16 protein-coding genes are annotated in these 24,376 nt (G+C 58.1%); 7 read left to right on the plus strand and 9 right to left on the minus strand.

From position 1 onward, the window contains the following. The first annotated feature begins 160 nt into the window (after positions 1-160). The 4 genes from ptsP to AD668_RS03020 all read left to right on the plus strand — a co-directional run bounded on the left by ptsP (position 161) and on the right by AD668_RS03020 (position 7,397). Positions 161-3,022, plus strand: coding sequence for a phosphoenolpyruvate--protein phosphotransferase (ptsP, locus tag AD668_RS03005; protein ID WP_053154427.1), 2,862 nt, complete (start codon positions 161-163; stop codon positions 3,020-3,022). Further along, positions 3,022-3,963 (plus strand): 1-phosphofructokinase, encoded by a 942-nt coding sequence (pfkB, locus tag AD668_RS03010; RefSeq protein ID WP_053154430.1) that lies wholly within the window; start codon positions 3,022-3,024, stop codon positions 3,961-3,963. The genes ptsP and pfkB overlap by 1 nt, the downstream gene beginning before the upstream one ends. An 11-nt stretch (positions 3,964-3,974) precedes the next feature. Beyond that, positions 3,975-5,714 (plus strand): PTS fructose-like transporter subunit IIB, encoded by a 1,740-nt coding sequence (locus tag AD668_RS03015; RefSeq protein ID WP_053154433.1) that lies wholly within the window; start codon positions 3,975-3,977, stop codon positions 5,712-5,714. A 141-nt stretch (positions 5,715-5,855) separates the two neighbouring features. Continuing rightward, complete coding sequence (locus AD668_RS03020) at positions 5,856-7,397, plus strand: alkaline phosphatase (protein WP_053154436.1); 1,542 nt, start codon at positions 5,856-5,858, stop codon at positions 7,395-7,397. A gap of 120 nt (positions 7,398-7,517) precedes the next feature. On the opposite strand, the gene AD668_RS03025 is transcribed toward AD668_RS03020, so the two are convergent. After that, a complete protein-coding gene (locus AD668_RS03025; RefSeq protein WP_053154439.1) occupies positions 7,518-10,046 on the minus strand; it encodes a sulfite reductase flavoprotein subunit alpha in 2,529 nt (842 codons plus the stop codon). 235 nt (positions 10,047-10,281) lie between these two features. Then, entirely contained in the window at positions 10,282-12,606 is a 2,325-nt protein-coding gene (locus AD668_RS03030) for a TonB-dependent siderophore receptor (RefSeq protein WP_053154442.1), read from the minus strand. Positions 12,607-12,815: 209 nt separating this feature from the next. Between AD668_RS03030 and AD668_RS03035 the strand changes: the two genes are divergently transcribed. Then, entirely contained in the window at positions 12,816-13,496 is a 681-nt protein-coding gene (locus AD668_RS03035; protein ID WP_053154445.1) for a Fe2+-dependent dioxygenase, read from the plus strand. Continuing rightward, entirely contained in the window at positions 13,497-14,264 is a 768-nt protein-coding gene (locus tag AD668_RS03040; protein ID WP_256220565.1) for a tetratricopeptide repeat protein, read from the plus strand. Between the two features lie 92 nt (positions 14,265-14,356). Here the strand turns inward: AD668_RS03040 and AD668_RS03045 are convergent, their stop codons facing one another. The 7 genes from AD668_RS03045 to AD668_RS03075 form a co-directional block, all read right to left on the minus strand. After that, positions 14,357-15,370: an alpha-xenorhabdolysin family binary toxin subunit B gene (locus tag AD668_RS03045; RefSeq protein WP_053154451.1), complete on the minus strand. Its 1,014-nt coding sequence runs from the start codon at positions 15,368-15,370 to the stop codon at positions 14,357-14,359. A 58-nt stretch (positions 15,371-15,428) separates the two neighbouring features. Then, positions 15,429-16,610: an alpha-xenorhabdolysin family binary toxin subunit A gene (locus AD668_RS03050; RefSeq protein ID WP_053154454.1), complete on the minus strand. Its 1,182-nt coding sequence runs from the start codon at positions 16,608-16,610 to the stop codon at positions 15,429-15,431. 266 nt (positions 16,611-16,876) lie between these two features. After that, complete coding sequence (locus AD668_RS03055; protein WP_053154457.1) at positions 16,877-18,040, minus strand: type III PLP-dependent enzyme; 1,164 nt, start codon at positions 18,038-18,040, stop codon at positions 16,877-16,879. A 647-nt stretch (positions 18,041-18,687) separates the two neighbouring features. Continuing rightward, the gene (locus AD668_RS03060) at positions 18,688-19,845 is read right to left on the minus strand and encodes a betaine/proline/choline family ABC transporter ATP-binding protein (RefSeq protein ID WP_053154460.1); all 1,158 of its coding nucleotides are present in this window, start codon (positions 19,843-19,845) and stop codon (positions 18,688-18,690) included. Next, positions 19,842-20,495 (minus strand): ABC transporter permease, encoded by a 654-nt coding sequence (locus AD668_RS03065; protein WP_053154463.1) that lies wholly within the window; start codon positions 20,493-20,495, stop codon positions 19,842-19,844. Before AD668_RS03065 ends, AD668_RS03060 begins: the two co-directional genes overlap by 4 nt. A gap of 13 nt (positions 20,496-20,508) precedes the next feature. Then, on the minus strand, positions 20,509-21,402 hold the full coding sequence (locus AD668_RS03070) for a glycine betaine ABC transporter substrate-binding protein (protein WP_053154466.1): 894 nt from the start codon (positions 21,400-21,402) through the stop codon (positions 20,509-20,511). A 20-nt stretch (positions 21,403-21,422) separates the two neighbouring features. Next, on the minus strand, positions 21,423-22,139 hold the full coding sequence (locus tag AD668_RS03075) for an ABC transporter permease (RefSeq protein ID WP_053154469.1): 717 nt from the start codon (positions 22,137-22,139) through the stop codon (positions 21,423-21,425). 440 nt (positions 22,140-22,579) lie between these two features. Between AD668_RS03075 and AD668_RS03080 the strand changes: the two genes are divergently transcribed. After that, the gene (locus AD668_RS03080; RefSeq protein ID WP_053154472.1) at positions 22,580-24,163 is read left to right on the plus strand and encodes a peptide chain release factor 3; all 1,584 of its coding nucleotides are present in this window, start codon (positions 22,580-22,582) and stop codon (positions 24,161-24,163) included. Positions 24,164-24,376 lie beyond the last annotated feature (213 nt).

The following is a 24,376-nucleotide window of genomic DNA, read 5'->3' on the forward strand; positions in this document are numbered from 1 at the left end:
TGCCATTCATTCTAGATTAAACGTTTCAGCAGGCGTATTTTCTGCGTTGTAGGCGGCTTTTGCAGGTTCTGCCGTAAACCGCCAAATGTAACGACCCAGCGCCTAAACTGAACCATTCAAAACAATACCTGGCTCCCCGAGGCGCCAAAAAGGAGAAAGCATGCTCGAGCTGACCATTGAGCAGATATCCATGGGCCAGTCGGCTGTGGATAAATCCGCAGCGTTGCAGTTGTTGGCCGGGCATCTGGTCAACGACGGGCTGGTTGCAGAGGGGTATCTCGCCGGATTGCAGGCACGGGAAGCCCAGGGCTCGACCTTTCTCGGTCAAGGCATTGCCATCCCCCACGGGACGCCACAAACCCGCGATCAGGTGTTCACCACCGGTGTACGGTTGATGCAGTTTCCTGAGGGTGTGGATTGGGGAGACGGTCATATTGTCTATCTGGCCATCGGGATTGCCGCCAAGTCCGATGAGCACCTGCGTCTTCTGCAACTGCTGACCCGCGCCCTCGGTGAGACTGATCTGGGGCAGGCCCTGCGCCGCGCCAGTTCCGCTGAAGCGTTGTTGAAATTGCTCCAGGGCGCGCCGCAGGAACTGGCGCTGGATGCACAGATGATCGGCTTGGGCGTGGCGGCTGAAGACTTCGAAGAGTTGGTCTGGCGTGGCGCACGTTTGCTGCGCCACGCCGATTGTGTGAGCAATGGTTTCGCCGCCGTATTGCAACAGGTCGAAGCGTTGCCGCTCGGCGATGGCTTGTGGTGGTTGCACAGTGAGCAAACGGTGAAGCGCCCGGGCCTGGCCTTCGTGACACCCGACAAACCGCTACGTTACCTCGGCCAACCACTTAATGGTTTGTTCTGCCTGGCCAGCCTCGGCGAAGCTCATCAAACCCTGCTCGAGCGTTTATGCGCGCTGCTGATTGAAGGCCGTGGCCACGAATTGGGTCGCGCTACGAGCAGTCGCAAGGTGCTGGAAGTCCTGGGCGGTGAACTGCCGGCAGATTGGCCGAGCGCACGCATCGCGCTGGCCAACGCCCACGGGCTGCATGCGCGCCCGGCGAAGATCCTCGCGCAACTGGCGAAAAGTTTTGACGGTGAAATTCGCGTACGCATTGTCGATCGCCAGGACAGTGCGGTGTCGATGAAGAGTTTGAGCAAGTTGCTCAGCCTCGGTGCCCGTCGTGGTCAGGTGCTGGAAATCATCGCCGAACCGAGCATCGCCACCGATGCATTGCCCGCGTTGCTGGCTGCCATCGAAGAAGGCCTGGGTGAAGAGGTCGAGCCATTGCCGGCAGTGAGCGCGCCTCGCGAAATGTCTGCCGATATCGCCGACGTGCTGCTCGCGCCAACGTCCGGCAGTCAGGTCCAGGCTATCGCTGCCGCGCCGGGCATCGCCATCGGCCCGGCTCACATTCAGGTGCTGCAAACCATCGAATATCCTTTGCGCGGTGAGTCGGCTGCGGTCGAGCGCGAGCGACTCAAGCAAGCGTTGGCGCAGGTGCGCCGGGACATTCAGGGCTTGATCGAGCGCAGCCAGGCCAAGGCAATTCGCGAAATTTTCATCACCCATCAGGAAATGCTCGACGACCCGGAGCTGACAGACGAAGTCGACACCCGTCTCAAGCAAGGCGAAAGCGCTGAAGCCGCGTGGATGGCTGTGATCGAAGCGGCGGCCCGCCAACAGGAAGCGCTGCACGATGCATTGCTCGCCGAGCGTGCCGCTGATTTGCGCGACATCGGTCGTCGTGTACTGGCGCAACTGTGCGGTATTGAAACGCCGGGCGAGCCCGATCAACCGTACATTCTGGTGATGGACGAAGTCGGTCCGTCCGATGTGGCGCGTCTCGATCCGGCGCGCGTGGCCGGGATTCTCACGGCCCGTGGCGGCGCGACGGCGCACAGCGCCATCGTCGCCCGCGCGCTGGGGATTCCGGCACTGGTGGGCGCCGGCCCGGCGGTGTTGTTGCTGGCACCGGGCACGCCGTTGTTGCTCGATGGCCAGCGTGGACGTCTGCATGTGGACGCCGATGCAGCGACCTTGCAACGCGCCACCGCCGAGCGCGATACCCGCGAGCACCGCCTGAGGGCCGCGGCTGAACAACGTCATCAACCGGCGCTGACCAGCGATGGCCATGCCGTCGAAGTGTTTGCCAATCTTGGCGAAAGCGCCGGTGTCGTCAGTGCGGTGGAGCAGGGCGCCGAAGGTATCGGCCTGCTGCGCACCGAACTGATTTTCATGGCGCATCCGCAAGCGCCGGACGAAGCAACCCAGGAAGCCGAGTATCGTCGCGTGCTCGATGGTTTGGCCGGGCGTCCGCTGGTGGTGCGAACCCTAGACGTCGGCGGCGACAAACCGCTGCCGTATTGGCCGATAGCGAAGGAAGAAAACCCGTTCCTCGGCGTACGCGGTATCCGCCTGACCTTGCAGCGCCCGAAGATCATGGAAGCGCAGTTGCGCGCCTTGTTGCGGTCGGCCGACAACCGACCATTGCGGATCATGTTCCCGATGGTCGGCAGCGTCGACGAGTGGCGGCAGGCCCGGGACATGACGGAACGCTTGCGCCTGGAGATCCCGGTCGCAGACCTTCAGCTGGGGATCATGATCGAAGTCCCGTCCGCTGCATTGCTGGCGCCTGTCCTGGCCAAAGAGGTCGACTTTTTCAGCGTCGGCACCAATGACTTGACGCAATACACCCTGGCCATTGACCGCGGTCATCCGACACTGTCTGGTCAGGCGGATGGCTTGCATCCCGCCGTGCTGCAACTGATCGACATCACCGTGCGAGCAGCCCATGCCAATGGCAAATGGGTGGGTGTGTGCGGTGAGTTGGCGGCTGATCCGCTGGCGGTGCCGGTGCTGGTCGGGCTGGGTGTGGATGAACTCAGTGTCGGCGGTCGCAGCATCGCCGAGGTCAAGGCGCGGATTCGCGAACTCAGCTTCACTCAGACTCAAACCCTCGCCCAACAGGCTCTGGCCGTGGGCAGCGCCGACGAAGTGCGCGCATTAGTGGAGGCCCTGTAATGGCCCGGATTCTCACCCTGACCCTCAACCCGGCGCTGGACCTCACCGTCCAATTGCCACGCCTGGAGGCTGGTCAGGTCAACCGCAGCGACGTCATGCACACCCACGCGGCCGGCAAAGGCGTGAACGTGGCGCAGGTATTGGCCGACCTCGGGCATCAACTGACCGTCAGCGGTTTCCTCGGCGAAGACAACCTGCAAGCGTTCGAAACCCTGTTCGCCAAACGCGGTTTTGTCGATGCTTTCATCCGTGTTCCCGGCGAGACCCGCAGCAACATCAAACTGGCGGAAAGCGATGGACGCATCACTGACATCAACGGCCCCGGACCTCACGTCGATGCAGCGGCGCAGCAGGCATTGATCCAGAGACTGGAGCAGATCGCACCGGGGCATGACGCGGTCGTTGTCGCCGGTAGCCTTCCCCAGGGTGTCAGCCCTGAATGGTTGCAGACGATGATCCTGCGTTTGAAAAGCCTCGGTCTGAACGTTGCACTCGACACCAGCGGCGACGCATTGCGTGCCGGGCTCAAAGCGGCGCCTTGGCTGATCAAACCCAACACTGAAGAACTGGCTGGAGTGTTGGACTGTGACGTGGTTTCGGTCGTTGCCCAGGCTGAAGCAGCGGAGCGATTGCATGCCCAGGGCATCGAGCATGTGGTGATTTCTCACGGTGCCGAAGGTGTGAACTGGTTCAGCGTCGGCTCGGCACTGCATGCCACACCGCCAAAGGTCAGCGTCGCCAGCACAGTGGGCGCGGGCGATTCGTTGCTGGCGGGGATGCTTCACGGTTTGCTCAGCGCCGACACGCCCGAGCAAACCTTGCGCACGGCCACGGCGATTGCCGCGATGGCGGTGACCCAGATCGGTTTCGGCATTGACGATGCAGCGCAACTGGCGCGGCTCGAGCAGAGGGTGCGCGTGCGTCCCCTGACAGAACAATAAGAGGGTTTGTCATGAAGTTAGCCATTGTTACGGCCTGCCCGAACGGCATGGTTACCAGTGTGCTGTGCGCCCGGTTGCTGGACGCCGCGGCCCAGCGTCAGGGCTGGAGCACCAGCGTCGAAGTCAGCGATGCCGCACACCCTGAGCACCAATTGTCGGCCGCGACCATCGACGATGCCGAGTGGGTATTGCTGGTAACCAGCGCGCCGGTGGACATGTCCCGATTTGTCGGTAAACGTGTGTTCCAGAGCGCGCCGGCCCAGGCCCTGCAAGATGTTGATGCGCTGCTGCGACGCGGTGCTCAGGAAGCGCAGGTGTACGCGGCGCCCGAAGCGGTTGTCGAATCCGTCGCCGTTGCCCACAACGTCCCGCGACTGGTCGCGGTCACCGCCTGCCCAACCGGCGTGGCGCACACCTTCATGGCCGCCGAAGCCTTGCAGCAAACGGCCAAGCGCTTGGGTTATGACCTGCAAGTTGAAACCCAGGGCTCGGTCGGTGCACGCAATCCGCTGAGCGCTGCGGCGATTGCCGAGGCTGATGTGGTGTTGCTGGCGGCGGACATCGAAGTCGCCACTGAGCGATTCGCCGGCAAAAAGATTTACCGTTGCGGCACCGGGATTGCCCTCAAGCAAGCCGAAGCGACCCTGAAAAAAGCCTTGGCCGAAGGCAAGCAGGAAAGCGCGTCCACCGGGACCAGCGCACCGGCCAAGTCTGAGAAAACCGGCGTTTACAAACACCTGCTGACCGGTGTGTCGTTCATGCTGCCGATGGTGGTGGCGGGCGGTTTGATGATTGCGCTGTCGTTCGTGTTCGGCATTACGGCGTTCAAGGAGGAGGGCACGCTGGCGGCGGCGCTGATGCAGATCGGCGGCGACACCGCGTTCAAGTTGATGGTGCCGTTGCTGGCGGGTTACATCGCCTATTCCATTGCCGACCGTCCGGGCCTTGCGCCGGGGATGATTGGTGGCTTGCTGGCGAGTACCCTGGGCGCCGGTTTTATCGGCGGGATCATTGCCGGTTTTCTCGCCGGTTATGCAGCCAAGGCGATCAACCGTTATGCACGTTTGCCGCAAAGCCTTGAGGCGCTGAAACCGATCCTGATTATCCCGTTGCTGGCGAGTCTGTTCACCGGTCTGGTGATGATTTACGTGGTCGGCAAACCGGTGGCCGGAATGCTCGCCGGGCTGACGCATTTCCTCGACAGCATGGGCACCACCAATGCGATCCTGCTCGGCGTGTTGCTGGGCGGCATGATGTGCGTTGACCTCGGCGGACCGATCAACAAAGCCGCGTATGCGTTTTCGGTCGGGCTGCTGGCGTCGCAGAGTTATGCACCGATGGCAGCGACCATGGCCGCCGGCATGGTGCCGCCGATTGGCCTGGGCATCGCCACCTTCATTGCTCGGCGCAAGTTTGCTCAGACCGAGCGCGAGGCTGGTAAAGCGGCGTTTGTGCTGGGGCTGTGTTTCATCTCCGAAGGGGCGATTCCGTTTGCGGCGAAAGACCCCTTGCGGGTGATTCCGGCAAGCATTGCCGGCGGCGCGCTGACCGGTGCGTTGTCGATGTATTTCGGCTGCAAACTGATGGCGCCCCACGGCGGGTTGTTTGTGTTGGCGATTCCGAATGCGATCAATCATGCGCTGCTTTATTTGTTGGCGATTGTGGCGGGGAGTCTGTTGACGGCAGTGGCGTATGCGCTGGTCAAACAGCCTGAGACGGTGGGGTTGGCGCTGGAGCCTGTCAAGGCGTAGATCAAAAGATCGCAGCCTTCGGCAGCTCCTACACAGGCAGATTGCGAACACCTGTCGGAGCTGCCGCAGGCTGCGATCTTTTCGCTGTCACCTCTACTTCATCCAGCCATGCTTTAGTTTTTCCATTTCAGGGAGAACACCATGAGCGAATTCGATCCCGGGCGTCGCCGGGTCATGCAAGCGGTTGGTGCCGGATTGCTGTTGCCGGGGCTGGCGCCGGCGGTGATTGCGTCGGTCAAGGATCGGCCGCAACTCACGGATGGCGTGCAGTCCGGTGACCTTTTGGGCGACCGGGCGATTATCTGGAGTCGCAGCGACCGTCCCGCGCGGATCGTGGTCGAGTGGGACACCCGCAGCGTGTTCACCAACCCCCGACGATTCGTCTCTCCCCTGGCCGATGCCCGCACTGATTTCACCGCCCGGGTCGAACTCACCGGGCTGCCCGCCGATCAGGCGATTTTCTATCGTGTGCAGTTTGAAGATGCCCAGACCGGCGTGACCAGTGAGCCCTGGTTCGGCCACTTGCGCAGTGTGCCGCAGACCCGCCGCGACATCCGTTTTGTCTGGAGCGGCGACACTGCCGGGCAAGGCTTCGGCATCAACCCGGACATTGGCGGCATGCGCATTTATGAAGCCATGCGTCGGCGCCTGCCGGACTTTTTTATCCACAGCGGTGACAGCATTTACGCCGACGGTCCGGTGCCGGCGCAACTGATCACCGAAAACGGCCGGGTATGGCGCAACATCACCACCGAGGCCAAGAGCAAAGTGGCTGAGACCGTGGATGATTACCGCGGTAATTACCGCTACAACCTGATGGACGAAAACATCCGCCGTTTCAACGCCGAAGTCCCGCAGATCTGGCAGTGGGATGACCATGAAGTGGTGAACAACTGGTCGCCGGACAAGCAACTGGATGGGCGCTATCTGAGTAAAGATATCCCCAGCCTGGTGGGGCGTGCACGCCAGGCCTGGCTCGAATATGCGCCGATGCGGTTGCAGAGTGCCGACGGTGGCGGGCGGATTTATCGTCAGCTCGGTTACGGGCCGCTGCTTGATGTGTTCGTGCTCGACATGCGCAGTTATCGCGGTGCCAATGACGACAATCTCGGTGCTGCAAAACCGTTCCTCGGGCGCGAGCAACTGGACTGGCTGAAGACGTCGCTCAAAGCGTCGAAAGCCCAATGGAAAATCATCGCCGCCGACATGCCGATTGGCCTCGGCGCGGATGACGGCCACGTCCGCCTTGGTGTTCCGCGCTGGGACGCGGTGGCCAACGGTGATCCCGGACCGGCCCAGGGGCGCGAAATGGAAATCGCCGAATTGCTCGGTTTTCTGCGAGCACAACAAGTGCGCAATTTTGTGTTCATTACGGCCGATGTGCATTACTGCGCCGCGCATTTCTACCATCCGGACAGGGCGGCGTTTCAGGATTTCGAACCGTTCTGGGAGTTCGTCGCCGGGCCGCTGAATGCCGGTAGTTTCGGGCCGGATACGCTGGATAGAACCTTCGGCCCGGAGGCGGTGTTCGTGAAAGCTGCGCCGATGCAAAACGCTTCACCGTTTGCCGGGTATCAGTTTTTCGGGGAAGTGAATATAGACGGGCAGAGCGGGGAGTTGAGCGTGGTGTTGCGGGATCTGGATGGGGTTGCTGTATTCGAGCAGAAACTACAACCGGTTTGATTAACCCTTAAATCCCTGTAGGAGCGAGCCTGCTTGCGAAGGCGTCGTGTCAGTCAACATCATCGTTGCTGACACTCCGTTTTCGCGAGCAGGCTCGCTCCTGCAGTGTGATGTGGTGAATCAATAGACGTCGCGGCGGTAGCGGCCTTGTTCTATCAGACGTTCGACTTCGGCGGCGCCAAGTAGGTCGTTGAGCACCTGATCCACGCCTGACGCCATGCCCTGAAGGCTGCCGCAGATGTAGATCACCGCACCGTTCGCCAGCCATTGTTTCAACTCGTCGGCCGACTCGCGCAGGCGATCCTGTACGTAGATCTTTTCCGCCTGGTCCCGTGAAAACGCCAGGTCCAGCCGTTCCAGATCGCCAGCGATCAACCATTCTTCCAGCTCATCGCGGCACAGGTAATCGTGTTCGCGATGGCGCTCGCCAAACAGCAGCCACTGGCGCTGCTGACCATCGGCAATCCGCGCCTTGAGCAGGCTGCGCAACCCGGCGAGTCCGGTGCCATTGCCCAGCAGAATCATCGGCACCGGTTCGGCCGGCAGATGGAAGCCACTGTTGCGGCGCACGCGCAGGCTGATAGCGCTGCCGACGGGGGCGTGTTCGGTCAGCCAGCCCGAGCCGACGCCGAGGTTGCCATCGGCATGCACTTCCTGGCGCACGATCAGCTCCAGCATTCCATCGGCCGGGATCGAGGCGATCGAGTATTCGCGCATGGCCAGGGGCACCAACGCATCGGCCAACGCTTGCGCATGAAGGCCGACCAGATGGCTGCGGTTTTCCGGCAGTTGACGGCTGGCAAGCGCTTGCTCGAGGGTTTCCTCCAGGCCGTTGATCTGCACCTTGGTTTCGCCGTGAATGCCCATCCCGTCGAGGAAGTGCTCGATGACCCACGGGCAATTGCGCGGCATCACTTCCACCAGATCCCCTGCCAGCCAGCTGCTGGTGGAGGGCGATTTGAGGCCCAGCAAATACACCGGTGAACCACTGCTGTGCGGGTTGAGCAGTTCGCGGCGAGTCAGGGTCCAGTTGTCGTAGCCGGGGGCCTGCCAGGTATCCACCGGTGCCTGACCGGTCAACAGGCCCAGCTGCTGTTGCCAGTGACGCAAGGCATAAGGATCGCCGCTGTCGACCTCCACCGGGGCGAAGAGGGTCTTGCCGCCATGCTCGCCGAGCCAGGTGTGCAAGCGTTTGGCGAAACCGCAGAAATGTTGATATTGACGGTCACCCAGTCCGAGGACCGCATAGTTCAAACGCTCTAGGCTAGGCGTACGGCCCAGCACTTTGCGTTCGAACCCGCGGGCGCTGTCCGGTGCTTCGCCGTCGCCGAAGGTGCTGACCACGAACAGTGCATTGTCCGAATCATGCAAGTCCTGCTCGCTGACGTCGGCCAATGGTTGCACTTTCACCGGCAAGCCAGCAGCCTGCAATTGCCCGGCGGTTTGCCACGCCAGCTGTTCGGCAAAGCCGCTCTGGCTGGCGAAACCGATCAGCCATGCCGGCCCATCGCTGCCCGTGTGCACGAGTACGCTGCGGGCGTCCTTGATCTGGCGTTTCTTGCGGCGACGGTCGAGGTACAACAGCCAGCCAGTGACGAAGAACAGCGGCATGGTCAGGGCTGTAATCATCAGGATGACGCGCCCGACTATGCCGAAGTAGCTGCCGACGTGCAGCGCGTAGATGCTGGTCAGCAGTTGTGCCTTGAAGCTTTTGTCGCTGTAGCGATCCACTCGCTTGACCACGCCGGTGGCCGGGTCGAGGGTGATCTGGTTGAGCGCACGATCGTGAGGCGAATCTTTCAACAGGAAGTAAACAGTCGCGGGTTGGCCAGCCACTGGCGGCATGCGCACGTTGTAGGAACTGAGCTGCGGGCCTGCCGCACTGTAGATGCTACTCCACATCGCCGCGTAATCGGCCGTCGGTGCCGGGCCACTTGGCCCAGGGCCGCGACCGCCGCGAACGCGCTCATTCTGTGGCGAATCGGAGAGCAAGCGGGTCAGCCCCTTGTTGTACCACTCATAGGACCAGGACAGGCCCGTCAGCGCCGCCAGGAGGTAAAACACCAGGCACCAGGTGCCGGCCACCGAATGCAGGTCCCAGTTGAAGCTGCGGCCCTTTTTCTTCCAGTCCAGGGTCAGCCAGGCACGCCAGCTTTTCCACTGACGAGGCCAGCGCAGGTAGAGACCGGACAGGCAGAAAAACACCAGAATCAGCGTGCAGGCACCGGTGATCTGCCGCCCGGTGTCGCCCATGGCGAGGAAGCGGTGCAGGCGCAGCATCAGGCCAAAGAAGTCCTGACCTGTGGCGTCACCAAGGAATTCAGCGGTGTACGGGTCGAAGTAGCGCATCTCGCCGCGGCGTTCGCCCGGTGGCGGGGTGAAGAACACCTTTGCGGCATTGCCGCTGTCGGTTTCCACCGTGAGCATCGAGACTTTTTTGCCTGAAGCGCCTTCGATTTTCTCAACCAGTTCGGCAGGCGGCAGGACGCCGGCCACCTGTTTCTCGACCTGCAACACGGAAGGGTTGAGCGCGCTCAGGATCTCATCCTGAAACGACACGCTCGCGCCGGTGATGCCCATCAGGGCCAGGACCAGCCCGGCGCTGATGCCGAAAAACCAGTGCAACTGGAACAGGGTTTTCTTCAACACGTCACTCGCCTTGTTCGTTCGAAATTGTCATCACGGCGCGCATTATGCCGTGGGGTTGTCGAGAAGCATTCTTTTTTACGTACAAAAGCCCCGCTCATCTGGATGAACGGGGCCTGGTCCAACACCAACTATGTAGGAGCGAGCTTGCTCGCGAAAAACTCGAGAACGACGCGGGGTGTCAGGCTAGGCGCGTTATCGTTGACGATCATCGCGAGCAGGCTCGCTCCTACATTGATCAGAAGTGGAAGTTGGTGCTCAACAAGGCGGTACGACCGGCCGCCTGGTTGGCGAAGTGAGTCGAGAACGCTTTGTCGTAGTAGGTTTCGTCGGTCAGGTTCTGCACGTTCAATTGCAGGTCGACGTTTTTGGTCAGCTTGTAGGCCGCCATCGCGTCGTAACGAACGTAGGAATCAACCATGGTGGTGTTGGCGGCGCTACCGAATACGTCGTCGACATAGAACGCACCGCCGCCGATGGTCAGCTTCGGCGTGACTTGATAAGTGGTCCACAGGCTGGCGCTGTTTTTCGGCGTGTTCGGCAGCTCGTTACCATCGTTGGCCTTGTTGGCCGGCATGTCACCGCCATCGATTTGTTCGCTGTCCATGTAGGCATAACCGGCGAAGACTTGCCATTTATCGGTGAGCTTGCCGGTGGCCGACAGTTCGAAACCTTGAACGCGGGTTTTGCCGACGTTTTCGTAGGTAGTGGTGTTGGTCTGCACACGAGCGTTGTCTTTTTCGGTGCGGAAGATATCCGCTGTCAAGGACAGACGATCGTTCAGCAGATCCCACTTGGTACCGATTTCGTAGTTCTTGGTGGTTTCCGGCTCCATGTCGCTGCTTAGCAGGTTGCCGTTGCGATCCGGGGTGCCGCCCAGCGGGTTGCCGTCCTGACCTTCGCCAAGTGTGGAGCCTGGTGGGGTGGCAGACGTCGCGTAGGACGCATAGATGCTGCCGTTTTCCGCCGGCTTGTAAACCACGCCGAATTGACCGGTAACGAACTCGCTGACGTCATCGCCCTTGGAGGTCGTGGTGCCTGCGGCGTTGTAGGTTTTGTAGTCGGTGTCGAAATGGTCATAGCGCAGCCCCATGTTCACCAGCCATTGTTCGGACAATGTCAGAGTGTCGAACACGTACAGGGCGTAGGTTTTAGCCGTGGTGTCGGTGCCGGCATAGTTGCGGGTAATCGAGCCATTCCATGGATCGCTTGGGGTCGGGTTGGACAGCGAGGTGCAGTTGTAGCCGCTTGGCGCACCGATCAGTGCCGGCGAGCAGTTGGTGGTGGCGGCCGCTGTGCCAGGCGTGGTGTCGGTATTGACGGTGTACGACGACTTCTGGCTTTCCTCGCGGCTCAACTCGATACCGGTGGCGAAGCTGTTCTTGAAGCCGGCGATGTAGACATCACCAAACAGGTCGGTCTGGTTGGTCGTCGTTTCGGTGTTGCTGACGCGAGTGTTGGCCCGGCGCCAGACGCTGCCATTGTTGACGTTGCCCTTGCTGTCGTCCGGCTGCGTCAGGATGTAGTCCTGCATGCTGTTGCCGTGGCGCAGGGTGTTCTTGACGGTCAGCGCGTCGCTCAGGTCGTGCTCGATGGCGATGGTCGACGTATCGGTGCGACCCTTGCGGAAGTCGCGATCATTCAGACCATAGAAGTTGCTGCTGTCGCCACCGTCGTTCGGTTTGTCCGGATTGGACTTGGTACGCGCTGTCGAACCTGCGGCCGGGATCGAGTAAGGAATACCTGAATCCGGGGTGTCGTTGCTTTCGAGATGGTAGTAGTCGAGGTTGACGCGGGTGTCGGTGCCCAGGCCGAAGGCAAGGGATGGCGCGACGCCCCAGCGGTCATAGTCAACGCTTTCACGGCCGGCGACATTGCTCTCGTGGCTCATCAGGTTCAGACGGCCAGCGGCCGTGTCAGTGAACTGATAGTTGCCGTCGAAGGTATAGCGCTGAGTCTGGTCGGAACCCCAGGTGAAACCACCGTCGAGCGAATCGCCCACGTGGGCTTTTTTGCTCACCAGGTTGATGCTGCCGCCAGCAGCGCCTCGACCACCAATCGCCGAGTTCGGGCCCTTGCTGACTTCGATCGATTCAACGGCGAAGATCTCGCGGCTCTGCGAACCGGTATCGCGCACGCCGTCCAGGTAGGTATCGCCCTGGGCGTCGAAGCCGCGAATGAACGGACGGTCGCCCTGTGGGTTGCCGCCTTCACCGGCACCGAAGGTAATGCCTGGAACGGTGCGCAGGGCGTCCTGCATGTTCATGGCGCCGGTGTCTTTGAGGACTTGTTGCGGAATAACGGTGATCGAGCGCGGCGTGTCTACCAGCGGCGCGGTGTACTTGGGCGAGGAGGCTTTCTCGACGTTGTAGGAAGTCTCGTCCTGGGCTTCGCCGGTAATGGCGGTGGCGCCCAGGGAAATCACGTTACCCGGTGCTTTTTCGTCGGTCTTTTCCGCCGCGAAAACCATGTGTCCCGCCGAGCCGGCAGTGATCGCCATGCCGATGGCCGATGCGAGCAAACGTGGTGAACTGACCGGTACTTGTGGTTGTGAACGTGACATTTTGGACTTCCCCTCCCCAAGGATTTGAGGCGGCGAAATATAGGGTAAACACGTATTCGTATCAATTGCGAAACATTACTATTTGCACTGAATTTACATTCTTTACAATTTAACCTTACGGTTTTTACTGTTTCGTTCGTCCGGTGGGTTTTACATAGGCAATAAGAATCAATACCATTGCCATCCCTTTGCCATCTGGTGTCGTTGTCATGCTGCTGCACATCCCCGGCCTGTTCGAAAAAGACGAAGTGCAGCGTATTCGCCAAGCGCTGGAGCAGGCTGATTGGGCCGATGGCAAGATCACCGCAGGCTTTCAGTCGGCCAAGGCCAAGCACAATCTTCAACTGCCGGAAACCCATCCGCTGGCCAAGGAAATCGGTGCGGCCATGCTTGAGCGACTGTGGAAAAATCCGCAGTTCATGTCTGCTGCGTTACCGCACAAAGTCTTTCCTCCGTTGCTGAACTGTTACACGGCCGGCGGCAGTTTCGATTTCCACATCGACAACGCCGTGCGTCAGCCCAAGGGCAGTATCGAGCGAGTGCGCACCGACCTCTCGGCTACGTTGTTCTTCAGCGAGCCTGAGGACTACGACGGCGGGGAGCTGGAAATCCAGGACACCTTCGGCACCCAGCGGGTCAAGTTGCCCGCTGGCGATATGGTGCTGTACCCCGGCACCAGCCTGCACAAGGTCAATGCGGTCACGCGAGGAGCGCGATACGCCTCGTTCTTCTGGACCCAGAGTCTGGTGCGCGAGGATAGCCAGCGCGCACTGTTGTTCGAGATGGACGGCGCCATCCAGCAACTGACCCGGGACCTGCCGGATCATCCATCGCTGATTCGACTCACCGGCACTTACCACAACCTGTTGCGTCGCTGGGTCGAGGTGTAAGTGGCTGACTTTCGTTTACGCCGCGAGGAAGTGCTTGACGGAGAGCGGTTCAAATCCATGCTCGACGAAAGCCCGGCTCGCGCCGCGCAGGCCGTACTTATTGCCGCCCGCCAGGGCGAAGTTGAAGCCCAGGCCTTGCTCGGGCAGATTCTGCTGGACGGGCAGGGAATCGCCCAGGACCAGCCGCTGGCGCTGCGCTGGTTCGAGATCGCCGCTCGCAATGGGCATTTGATGGCGCGCAACATGCTCGGTCGTTGTCATGAGCATGGTTGGGGTTGTGTTGCCGATGCGTCGGTTGCTGCGCGGCATTATCGGGTTGCGGCAGAAGCCGGGCTGGATTGGGCGATGTACAACTACGCCAATCTGTTGGCGACCGGGCGCGGCATGATCCAGGATCCGCAACAGGCTTTGAGTCTTTATCGGCTCGCGGCAGACCTCGGTCATGCAAAATCCATGAATCTTCTGGGACGCTATCTGGAAGACGGCCGATTTTGCCCGGCGGACCCCGCTGCCGCTTTTGAGTGGTATCGGCGGTCTGCCGAGGGAGGAGACTTTCGTGGGCAATTCAGCTATGCAGCGGTACTGGCGAGCGATGGAAAAATCCAAGAAAGCCTGGTGTGGTTACACAAAGCATTGACGGCGGGGAATCTGAACTTCCTTCGTGTCAGCGGCGAGGCTCTGCTCCACGCTCCTTACCCCGAATTTCGGGCGCTGGCGCCAAGCTTTCAGCAGCGCGCTGTTCAATTGCAAAGTCGGGCGCGTGTTTGAACATCTCGGTATTGAGGCGAGCGAAAAGGAACTGCTCAGGTTTTTCACTCGCATCAATCGAAGTTGCCGCAATTAGCCGGTTTGAACTCGGATTAGCGCTGCCACTCCTCGCGGATAGACTTCAAGTGCTTCATGAAAATACCTGATTGTTCGATGTAGCGTTTGATAAACACTTCTAGACCATCGGTCCCGTCAGGTGCGGTAAGCTCCAGAAATTTATCAATGGCGTCCACGAGAACACTCATTTCTTGCGTAAAGATTTCTCTCAGCGCTTGCACAGACTGGAATTCCAGTAGCTGATTTTTTTGGATCTGCAGGTTTTTCACATCTTCAATGAAGCGATTCAAATTACTGCGGCGGTCATCCAGTCGTTCTTGGATCTTGCGCCTGGCCTGGATCAAGTTATCATATTTTAATTGGTCACTGATTAAGTCGAGGATCTTGCCGGCAGCAGCAAGGCCTTTCTTGATAAGTTCGACTTGAGGGGCGGACAGGTTGAGGCTGGTGAGTTGTTCGGCGGTCAGAAGAACACCTTTGATGAGCGAAAAAGTGTCTATCGCTTCAATGGCTTTTATCGCCTCGTTCAGATGCGTTTCTTCTTTTTTCAGCTGTGCTATTACCTGTTCTTCTTCTGGGATGTATGGCGCGTTGTTATTGATTGAGGTTTCCAGTTCTTTGATTCGATACTCGTTATCGCTGAGTGTCACTGCCTTCAGGTTTATAAGGTTGTTGTTCAGGGTGCTCAAGTGTTTTGAGGTGCTGACTGTACCGCTTTCAATTAATGATTTTATTTCTTTGTAATAAATTTTTATCGCCTCCTCCTGTTCCGGTGTGGGTGCTTTAAGTCTCAGTGTTTCAGTAATGTTATGAAGGTCGGTAATTTCAGTGGTGGAAAAAGCCGTGGAGATCAGGGTCAAGGCGCTGAGTGCCTGTTTGTCAGTTAGGTTTATTTCTTGCTGAAGCGCGTTTAATTGCTCTGCGAGTACGGGTAAATAAATAGTGCTCAATGTGCGAATCTTATAATTGAGTGCTTCCCTGTTATCCTTGATTAGCTTTATGTTGGGCTTGGGATATTGAAACGAATTGAATAATGTATGTACGGCCATGATTGTTATGCCTTTAAAAGATAGATTTATGGTGGGTCGAATTTAAATTTTCAGAATGTCAGGCGTTGCTAAGTGAATTGTTAAAGGCAGTCAACAAGTCGCCGGCCTGCTTTTTGATAGTTAACCAGTTTTCCCTTATTGCTTTTAGTTTCGAGACAAAAAGCACGAGATACATGGCGTCGGTAACCCCATTGAGTTTGTTGCTGGAAGAGTCAATATAACTTTCAATCAATTGCCAGAGGCTTTCGAGGTTCGATGAACTGCCTTCAGCTCCCTCAATCCGGACCTGGAGGTCCTGAAGTTTGGTTTCAAATGTTCGCAGCGACGAAAGGATCTCATGGGTGGTTGCGATGTTTGCTTCGACGTCTCGTCGTTCCTCGATTAGCAGGTTCATTTCATTTCGAGCTTGCTGGGCCTTGCTTCCATATATGCTGGACGTGATGATAAGACCCACGAAACCACCGAACAATCCCCACCATTTGGACTGTGAATATTTTTCGATTTCCGCCATTTTTTCGCTGATACGCTGGTCTAGGGTTTCGAGCCTTTGATTCAACAATTTTACTTCTTCATTAAAATTGTGGCTGTTGAGAAGGGCTATTTTCAAACCCAGTGCCGGCTTCAACGAATTAGTGATCTCCCGTTTGAATGTGGCAATCTGATTTTTAGTGAGCTGTGTGCTTTTGCTGTGTTCAGTAATGACTGATTTTAGGTCTTCAACCAGATCCAGTAATACCGGGATTTTTTGTTTTTCATCTCCGGTTAATTGGATTTCTGGCAGATTGTCGATTTCCTGTTGAGTCAGGCCATTGATTTTACCGACACCAGTCGTGTAGCTGGGTAGCTGAGTCAGGTAGTCAATAATGGATTGGCTACTCGAAGTGAAGTTGTCGGCAAACACATGAAGGTCCGAGCCAACTTTCTTCATGCTGGATTCCAGTGGTGACCATGTCGCTGCATGGTTTCTCATGGCGTTAAACAAGGCCTGTATATCGGCGGATTTAAGTCCGATGATGTTTAGTCGGTCGTACTTGTGTAGCTGTTCTATTTCATTGGTTTTTATGGGTAGTACTAGTGTTTCAGTGACATATCGTTTGATTTTTCTTATGTCTTCATTTGTAATCAATAATCCTTTGTCACGCTCTACGCCTTCGAGGGTTCCAGAGGCGGCGCTAATGAAGTCTGATGTCAGTGAGTTGAGTTCTTCAGTGGTAATGGATTGATTTTTAATGGCCGGCATGTAAATACCTTTTGTGTTTTATGTCATGGGGTCTCGTATCGCCAATGAAAAGTAATGGTGGTTGTTATTTAAGTTAAGTCTGGAAGGTTTTCAATGTGTGTCAGGCAGGAGGTTGAGTTCTGTATGTTGCTGCTTGTATTGGGTGAGGGATGGATTTTCACATTGAAACTTAATATGTTTTTGTTGGTTGAGTGTCAAAGGTGAAATTCAAGTAAAAAAAAAGGCCTGCGATTACTCGCAAGCCTTTTTTATAAAACGGGTTGAGTTTAAACGTAAAACGACTTCAACGGCGGAAAGCCATTGAATTCAACCGCGCTGTAACTGGTGGTATACGCTCCGGTCGACAACCAGTACAGACGATCACCGATGGCCAGGTTCAGCGGCAGGCCGTACTTGTAGTTTTCGTACATGATGTCGGCGCTGTCGCAGGTAGGGCCGGCGATCACGACTTCTTCCATCTCGCCTTTCTTCTCGGTCCAGATCGGGAACTTGATGGCTTCGTCCATGGTTTCGATCAGGCCGGAGAATTTGCCCACATCCGTGTACACCCAACGCTCGACCGCTGTACGGGATTTACGCGCGACCAGTACCACTTCGCTGACCAGAATGCCGGCATTGGCGATCAGCGAACGGCCTGGCTCGAGGATGATTTCCGGCAGGTCGTCACCGAAGTCTTCCTTCAGGAAACGGATGATTTCTTCGGCGTAGGTTTCCAGGCTGTTGGTGCGGGTGATGTAGTTGGCCGGGAAACCACCGCCCATGTTGATCAGCTTCAGGTGGATGCCGTCTTCTTCTTTCAAACGCTCGAAGATTACTTTGACCTTGGCAATCGCCGCGTCCCAGACGCTGATGTCGCGCTGCTGCGAGCCAACGTGGAACGAAATGCCGTAAGGCACCAGACCCAGGTCGCGAGCGAGGATCAGCAGGTCCATGGCCATGTCGGTCTGGCAGCCGAACTTGCGCGACAATGGCCAATCAGCGGTGGTGGAGCCTTCGGTGAGGATGCGTACATAAACTTTCGAGCCCGGTGCAGCCTTGGCAATGTTGCGCAGGTCGGCTTCGGAGTCGGTGGAAAACAGGCGCACGCCCTTCTCGTAGAAGTAGCGGATGTCCTTGGACTTTTTGATGGTGTTGCCGTAGCTGATACGGTCGGCGCTGACGCCGCGATCCATCACTTTGTCCAGCTCGTAGATCGAGGCGATGTCGAAGCTCGAGCCTTTCTCTTTGAGCAGGTCGATGATTTCAACGGCCGGGTTGGCCTTGACCGCGTAGTAGACCTTGGCGAATTCGAAACCGGCGCGCAGGTCGTCGTAGGCCTGGCTGATCATCGCGGTGTCGATCACCACGAACGGGGTTTCGTGCTTGTCGGCGAACGCCTTCATTTTGTCAAAAGTGGCGCGCGCGAAATAATCTTCGACCTGGATCGACATGCTGGGAACTCCTACTGGCAAACTGAAATTAACAATGGGTGCAAATGAACGTCCTCCGTATCCCCACTTTGGTTCGCCTACTTCCCAAGGCATGTCGCCGAAAGCAAAAAGGCCATGGGAAGTGCTGCTTTTCCCTTGGCCTTGCTGTCTCGTCGTCAGTACTTGAGCCGGATGGATCGTTTCCAGCATGGACGTTCGGCGCGAACTTTAGGGCGTGAGGGGCTTGAGATCAACAAAAAATGTCGCGTTTTTGCACGCTTCTGACGTGCGTCGAGCGCATCACTCTTTGTAGCCGACCGAGATGACGGACAGATGTTCCCCAAAAATTTTAAAGTGTTAAAAATACCTGCACGTTCGACGCTTTTGTGCGCAGAGTCACTGGTAAGTACGATGGCGCCAATATTGGCGACATTGGCGGCTAAAAGGTCGTTTCGGGGCGTTTTTTGGCTTTTTTGGTAGGCGTTTTTGTGTGTCTTGCGTCGCAGCGCGTGTTGATATTCTTTTCCGGTCTGTTCATCGCAAAAAAAACGGCAAATAACGACCCTTTGTAGGAGCCGGCTTGCTGGCGAAAGCGATCTGGCAGGTGAAATCGATATCATCTGGTCCTCCGCCATCGCCAGCAAGCCGGCTCCTACAAATTTAGAGTCTTAACTGATGGCCGCCTCGGCAGGCGACACGATGCTGGTCTTCATTCCTCGGGAACGCCCCGAACTCAAATAAGCCGCAATCGACTCCTGCGTCACCTCGCCCAGAAACACCCGCTCCGCATCCATCACCGGCAACCACGCCCGGTTGAACTCGTACATCCGCGACAGCAGGATGCGCAAATGTTCGTCGTACGCCGCCGTGGCGTTGAATTCGCGCAGGTATTGCCCGCAGGTGCCGGTCTGACGGTGCAGGTCGCGACGTCTTACGTAGCCCAGGGCTTTGTTGTCGGAGCAGGTCACCACCACATAGCGGCGGTCATGCTCGTCCATCAACTCCAGTGCGTCGGCTACCGACGTTTGCGGGCTGACCGAGGGCGCGTTGTCCGCCGCATCTTCGGCCTTCACCAGCAACAGGCGCTTGAGCGTACTGTCCTGGCCGACAAAATTGCTGACAAAGTCATCAGCAGGATGGGCCAGCAATGTGTCCGGGTGATCGATCTGCAACAGCTTGCCGGCACGGAAGATCGCGATCTTGTCGCCAAGCTTGATCGCCTCATCAATATCGTGGCTGACCATGATCACGGTCTTGTTCAGCGCCCGCTGCATTTCGAAGAACTCGTTCTGGATCATTTCGCGGTTGATCGGGTCGACCGCACCGAAGGGTTCGTCCATCAGCAACAGTGGCGCATCGGCGGCCAACGCCCGAATCACGCCGATTCGCTGTTGTTGGCCACCGGACAGCTCCCGAGGATAGCGATGCAGGTACTGCTTGGGTTCGAGTTTGATCATGCTCATCAACTCGCGGGCGCGGTCGTGGCATTTCTGTTTGTCCCAGCCAAGCAGCTTCGGTACGACCACAATGTTTTCTTCGATGGTCATGTTCGGGAACAGACCGATCTGTTGGATGACGTAGCCGATGTTGCGCCGCAGCGTCACTTCGTCGAGACCGGTGGTGTCTTCGCCGTTGATCAGGATCTTGCCCGAGGTCGGCTTGATCAGGCGGTTGATCATTTTCAGCGTGGTGCTTTTGCCGCAACCCGATGGCCCGAGGAACACACAGATTTCGCCTTCATTGACGGTCAGGCTTACCGAGTCCACGGCTTTGACGTCTTTGCCGTTGCTTTGGAAGGTCTTGCTGAGGTTTTGAAGTTCGATCATTTGAGTAATCCTTTTGGGGTCAGCGAACGTTGCAGCCATTGCAAAAGCAGGTCGGCGAAGATGGCCAGCAGGCTGACCAGCACGGCGCCGACGATCAGCATCGACATGTCGCTGCGGCTGATGGATGCGAGGATGAGTACGCCAAGCCCGCCGGCGCCGATGGTGGCGGCGATGGTCATGACGCCGATGTTCATCACCACGGCGGTGCGCACACCGGCGAGGATCACCGGCACGGCGATGGGCAGTTCAACCATGCGCAGGCGCTGGCCGAAGGTCATGCCGATGCCGCGCGCGGCTTCGCGAATACCTGGTTCGACATTGGTCAACGCCAGGTAGGTGTTACGCATGATCGGCAGCAGCGAGTACAGGAACACCGCGGTAATCGCCGGCATCGGCCCCAGGCCCTGGCCGAATTTGGAATAGAACGGCAGCAGCAGGCCGAACAGGGCAATCGATGGCACGGTCAGAAGTACCGTGGCGCTGGCTTGCAACGGACCGGCGAGGCTCGGGAAGCGCGTCATCAGAATGCCCAGCGGCACGCCGACCAGAATCGCCAAGGTCACGGCGACTCCCACCAGTGTGATGTGCTGCCAGGTCAGGTGACTCACCTGTGACCAGTCGAGATGGGAAAAGGCGTTCAAGAATTCCATGACTTTTCCTCCCTCAATTCAACGGATGCTGGCGCAAAAAATCTGAGGCCACAGCGGATGGACTTTCGTGATCGACATCGACCCGGGCGTTGAGCTCGCGCATGGTGTTGTCGTCAAACAGTTCTGCTAGCGGCTTGAGCTGTTCGGCCAGTTGTGGATGCGCATCGAGGTACGCCTGACGCACCACTGGTGCGGCGGTGTAATCGGGGAAGTAATGCTTGTCGTCTTCCAGCAGTTTGAGCTTGAAGGCGTTGAGGCGCCCGTCTGTGGTGTAGACCAGTCCGGCGAACACCTGACCATTGCGCAGTGCGGTATAGACCAGTCCGGCGTCCATTTGCCGGGTGTTCTTTCGAGTCAGGTTCATGCCATACAACTGCACCATGCCGGCCATGCCATCGGAGCGATTGGTGAACTCGGTGTCCAGGGCGACCAGGTGATTGGTCTTCGCTTCGTCCCGCAGCACCGTGTTGAGTTGGCTGATGGAGTTGATCTGCGGGTATTCATCCGCAACGTTCTCCGGCAGGGCGAGGGCGTAGGTGTTGCTGAATTTCGACGGTGTCAGCCAGACCAGTCCCTTTTTTGCGTCGAGTTCTTTCACTCGGGCGTAGGACTGTTCGCTATCGAGTTTTTCGTCGATATGGTTGTAGGCAACCAGCGACACGCCGGTGTATTCCCACAGCATGTCCAGTTGACCGCTTTCCTGAGCGCTGCGGGCCAGGTTACTGCCCAGGCCGCCTGTCACTTGGGTGTCATAACCCTTGGATCGCAGGTATTGGGAAGTGATTTCCGCCAGCAGGGTCTGTTCGGTGAACACCCGGGCGCCGATGCGGATCAACGGTTTGTCAGCGGCTTGGGCAAATCCTGCGAACAGCAGGACGCAGCCTAGTAAAAAGCTTGAAGTTTTCATGACGATTCCTTTGCCGAGGCTTAAGACGGGCGCAAGCCGCGTTCGAGCCAGAGGCGGCTGGCGAGTGTCACCAGGCCGTCGAGCAACAAGGCCAGCAGGGCGGTACAAGCGGCGCCGAGCAGCAATTGCGGCTGATTGTTCAGGGCAATGCCGGGGAAAATCAGGCTGCCGAGACTGTTGGCGCCGATCAGGAACGCCAGCGGCGCCGTCCCGACGTTGATCGCCAGGGCCACGCGCACACCACCGATGATGATCGGCACGGCGTTGGGCAATTCGACTTTCCACAGTACCTGGCGCGGGGTCATGCCGATACCGACGGCGGCTTCCTTGAGCGAACCCTGAACGTTTTTCAGGCCTTCATAGGTGTTGCGCACGATGGGCAGCAACGAGGCGAGGAACAGGGCAAAGATGGCAGGACCGCTGCCGATGCCGAGGATGCCGAGGGCGATGGCCAGGACGGCGAGTGGCGGAACGGTGTTGCCGATGTTGAAGAGCTGCATGAAGCGTTCGGCACGACCGATCATGTTCGGGCGGCTGAGGAGGATGCCGGCAGGGATGCCCACGACAAGGGCGGCCAGCATGGAGGCGAGGACGAGAACCAGATGAGCTTGCAGGTAAAACAATAAATCGTCGCGGTAAAGTTCGATCGTATTGATGCCGATCCAGTGGATCAGCAGGGCCAGAAGGGCGATTACCAGCGCGCCTCCTATCAGCCCTTTGCCATAGTGGATAGCCACAGGCGGACTCCTTTTTTTCAGTCGGCGAACACTTTCTCGTGTGGCAACGCCATTCCTGGCTGCCGAAAAAATGATCGCGAGAAGCAGCTCATGCCGAGCGCGTTCAACTGTAGGAGCGAGCTTGCTCGCGAAAAACGTCCAGACAACGCGTATCTTCAGATACCCAGCGTTATCGTTGACGTCCATCGCGAGCAGGCTCGCTCCTACAGGGGCTAGGCGCGCAGCAATCGAGCCATGAGCACAGCCTCGTCAGGCCGATTTGCAGGTGTTTCAGGCCCCCGACGAGTGGTCGTTACGAGGGAGTGGACGTCTCCGTGCTTTAAAAGGTTCCCATCTGGAGCAGCATTTGGCCACCCCTAATGTGCTCAATGGTTCGGTTCTTGGATCAATTTGGGCTATAATCTGCGCCCTTTTTTGAATCACCTGCCAGGCGATTTCCCATGACCAAACAGGCCGCCGAAGTCGCGAAACGCCGCACTTTCGCCATTATTTCCCACCCCGATGCCGGTAAGACCACCATCACCGAAAAGCTCTTGTTGATGGGCAAGGCGATTGCGGTGGCCGGCACGGTGAAATCTCGTAAATCCGACCGCCATGCCACCTCTGACTGGATGGAAATGGAAAAGCAGCGTGGTATTTCCATTACCACGTCGGTCATGCAGTTCCCGTATCGCGAGCACATGATCAACCTGCTCGACACCCCGGGCCACGAAGACTTCTCCGAAGATACCTACCGTACCCTGACGGCGGTCGACTCGGCCTTGATGGTTCTCGACGGCGGTAAGGGTGTAGAGCCACGGACCATCGCGCTGATGGACGTCTGCCGTCTGCGTGACACGCCGATCGTCAGCTTCATCAACAAACTCGACCGTGACATCCGCGACCCGATCGAACTGCTCGACGAAATCGAAGCCGTCCTCAAGATCAAGGCAGCGCCGATCACCTGGCCGATTGGTTGCTACCGCGACTTCAAAGGCGTGTATCACCTCGCCGATGACTACATCATCGTGTACACCGCCGGTCATGGCCACGAGCGCACCGAAACCAAGATCATCGAGAAGCTCGATTCCGACGAGGCGCGTGCGCACCTGGGCGACGAGTACGAACGCTTCATCGAACAGCTGGAACTGGTGCAGGGCGCCTGCCACGAGTTCAATCAGCAGGAGTTCCTCGACGGTCAACTGACCCCGGTGTTCTTCGGTACGGCACTGGGCAATTTCGGTGTCGATCATGTGCTCGACGCCGTCGTCGATTGGGCGCCGCGCCCATTGGCCCGCGTGGCCAACGAGCGCACCGTGGAGCCAGTGGAAGAGAAGTTCTCGGGCTTCATCTTCAAGATCCAGGCGAACATGGACCCCAAACACCGCGACCGCATCGCCTTCATGCGTATCTGCTCCGGCAAGTACGAAAAAGGCATGAAAATGCGCCACGTGCGCACCGGCAAGGACGTACGGATCGGCGACGCGCTGACCTTCTTCTCCTCCGAGCGTGAGCAACTGGAAGAAGCCTTCGCTGGCGACATCATCGGCCTGCACAACCACGGCACCATCCAGATCGGCGACACCTTCACCGAAGGCGAAGTCCTCGGTTTCACCGGCATCCCGCACTTCGCCCCGGAACTGTTCCGCCGCGTACGTTTGAAGGATCCGCTGAAATCCAAGCAACTGCGTCAGGGCCTGCAACAGCTCGCCGAAGAAGGCGCCACCCAGGTGTTCTTCCCGGAACGCAGCAACGACATCATCCTCGGCGCCGTCGGTGTGCTGCAGTTCGATGTGGTCGCCAGCCGCCTGAAAGAGGAATACAAGGTCGAGTGCTCCTACGAGCCGATCACTGTGTATTCGGCACGCTGGATCGAATGCGGCGACAAGAAGAAGCTTGAGGAATTCTCCAACAAGGCTGTGGAAAACCTGGCACTGGACGGCGGTGGTCACCTGACCTACCTCGCGCCTACGCGGGTCAACCTGGCGCTGATGGAAGAACGCTGGCCGGACGTGAAATTCCGTGCGACGCGTGAGCATCATTAAGCGCTGAGCTGAAAGGCCAGAAACCCCGTCGCGAAAGCTGCGGGGTTTTTTGTTGCCTGACGCAACCCCCTGTAGGCGCGAGCCTGCTCCGGGCGGCGTTCCGACGGTGATTTCAAGCGCACCGCGTTTATCCAGGCTGCGCACGTCATTGTTGACGTCCATCGCGAGCAGGCTCGCTCCTACAGTAATCCGGGACGTTCACAACATTCTCTG

The sequence above is a fragment of the Pseudomonas sp. P1.8 genome (genome assembly GCF_001269805.1).
In the GTDB taxonomy this organism is placed as follows: domain Bacteria; phylum Pseudomonadota; class Gammaproteobacteria; order Pseudomonadales; family Pseudomonadaceae; genus Aquipseudomonas.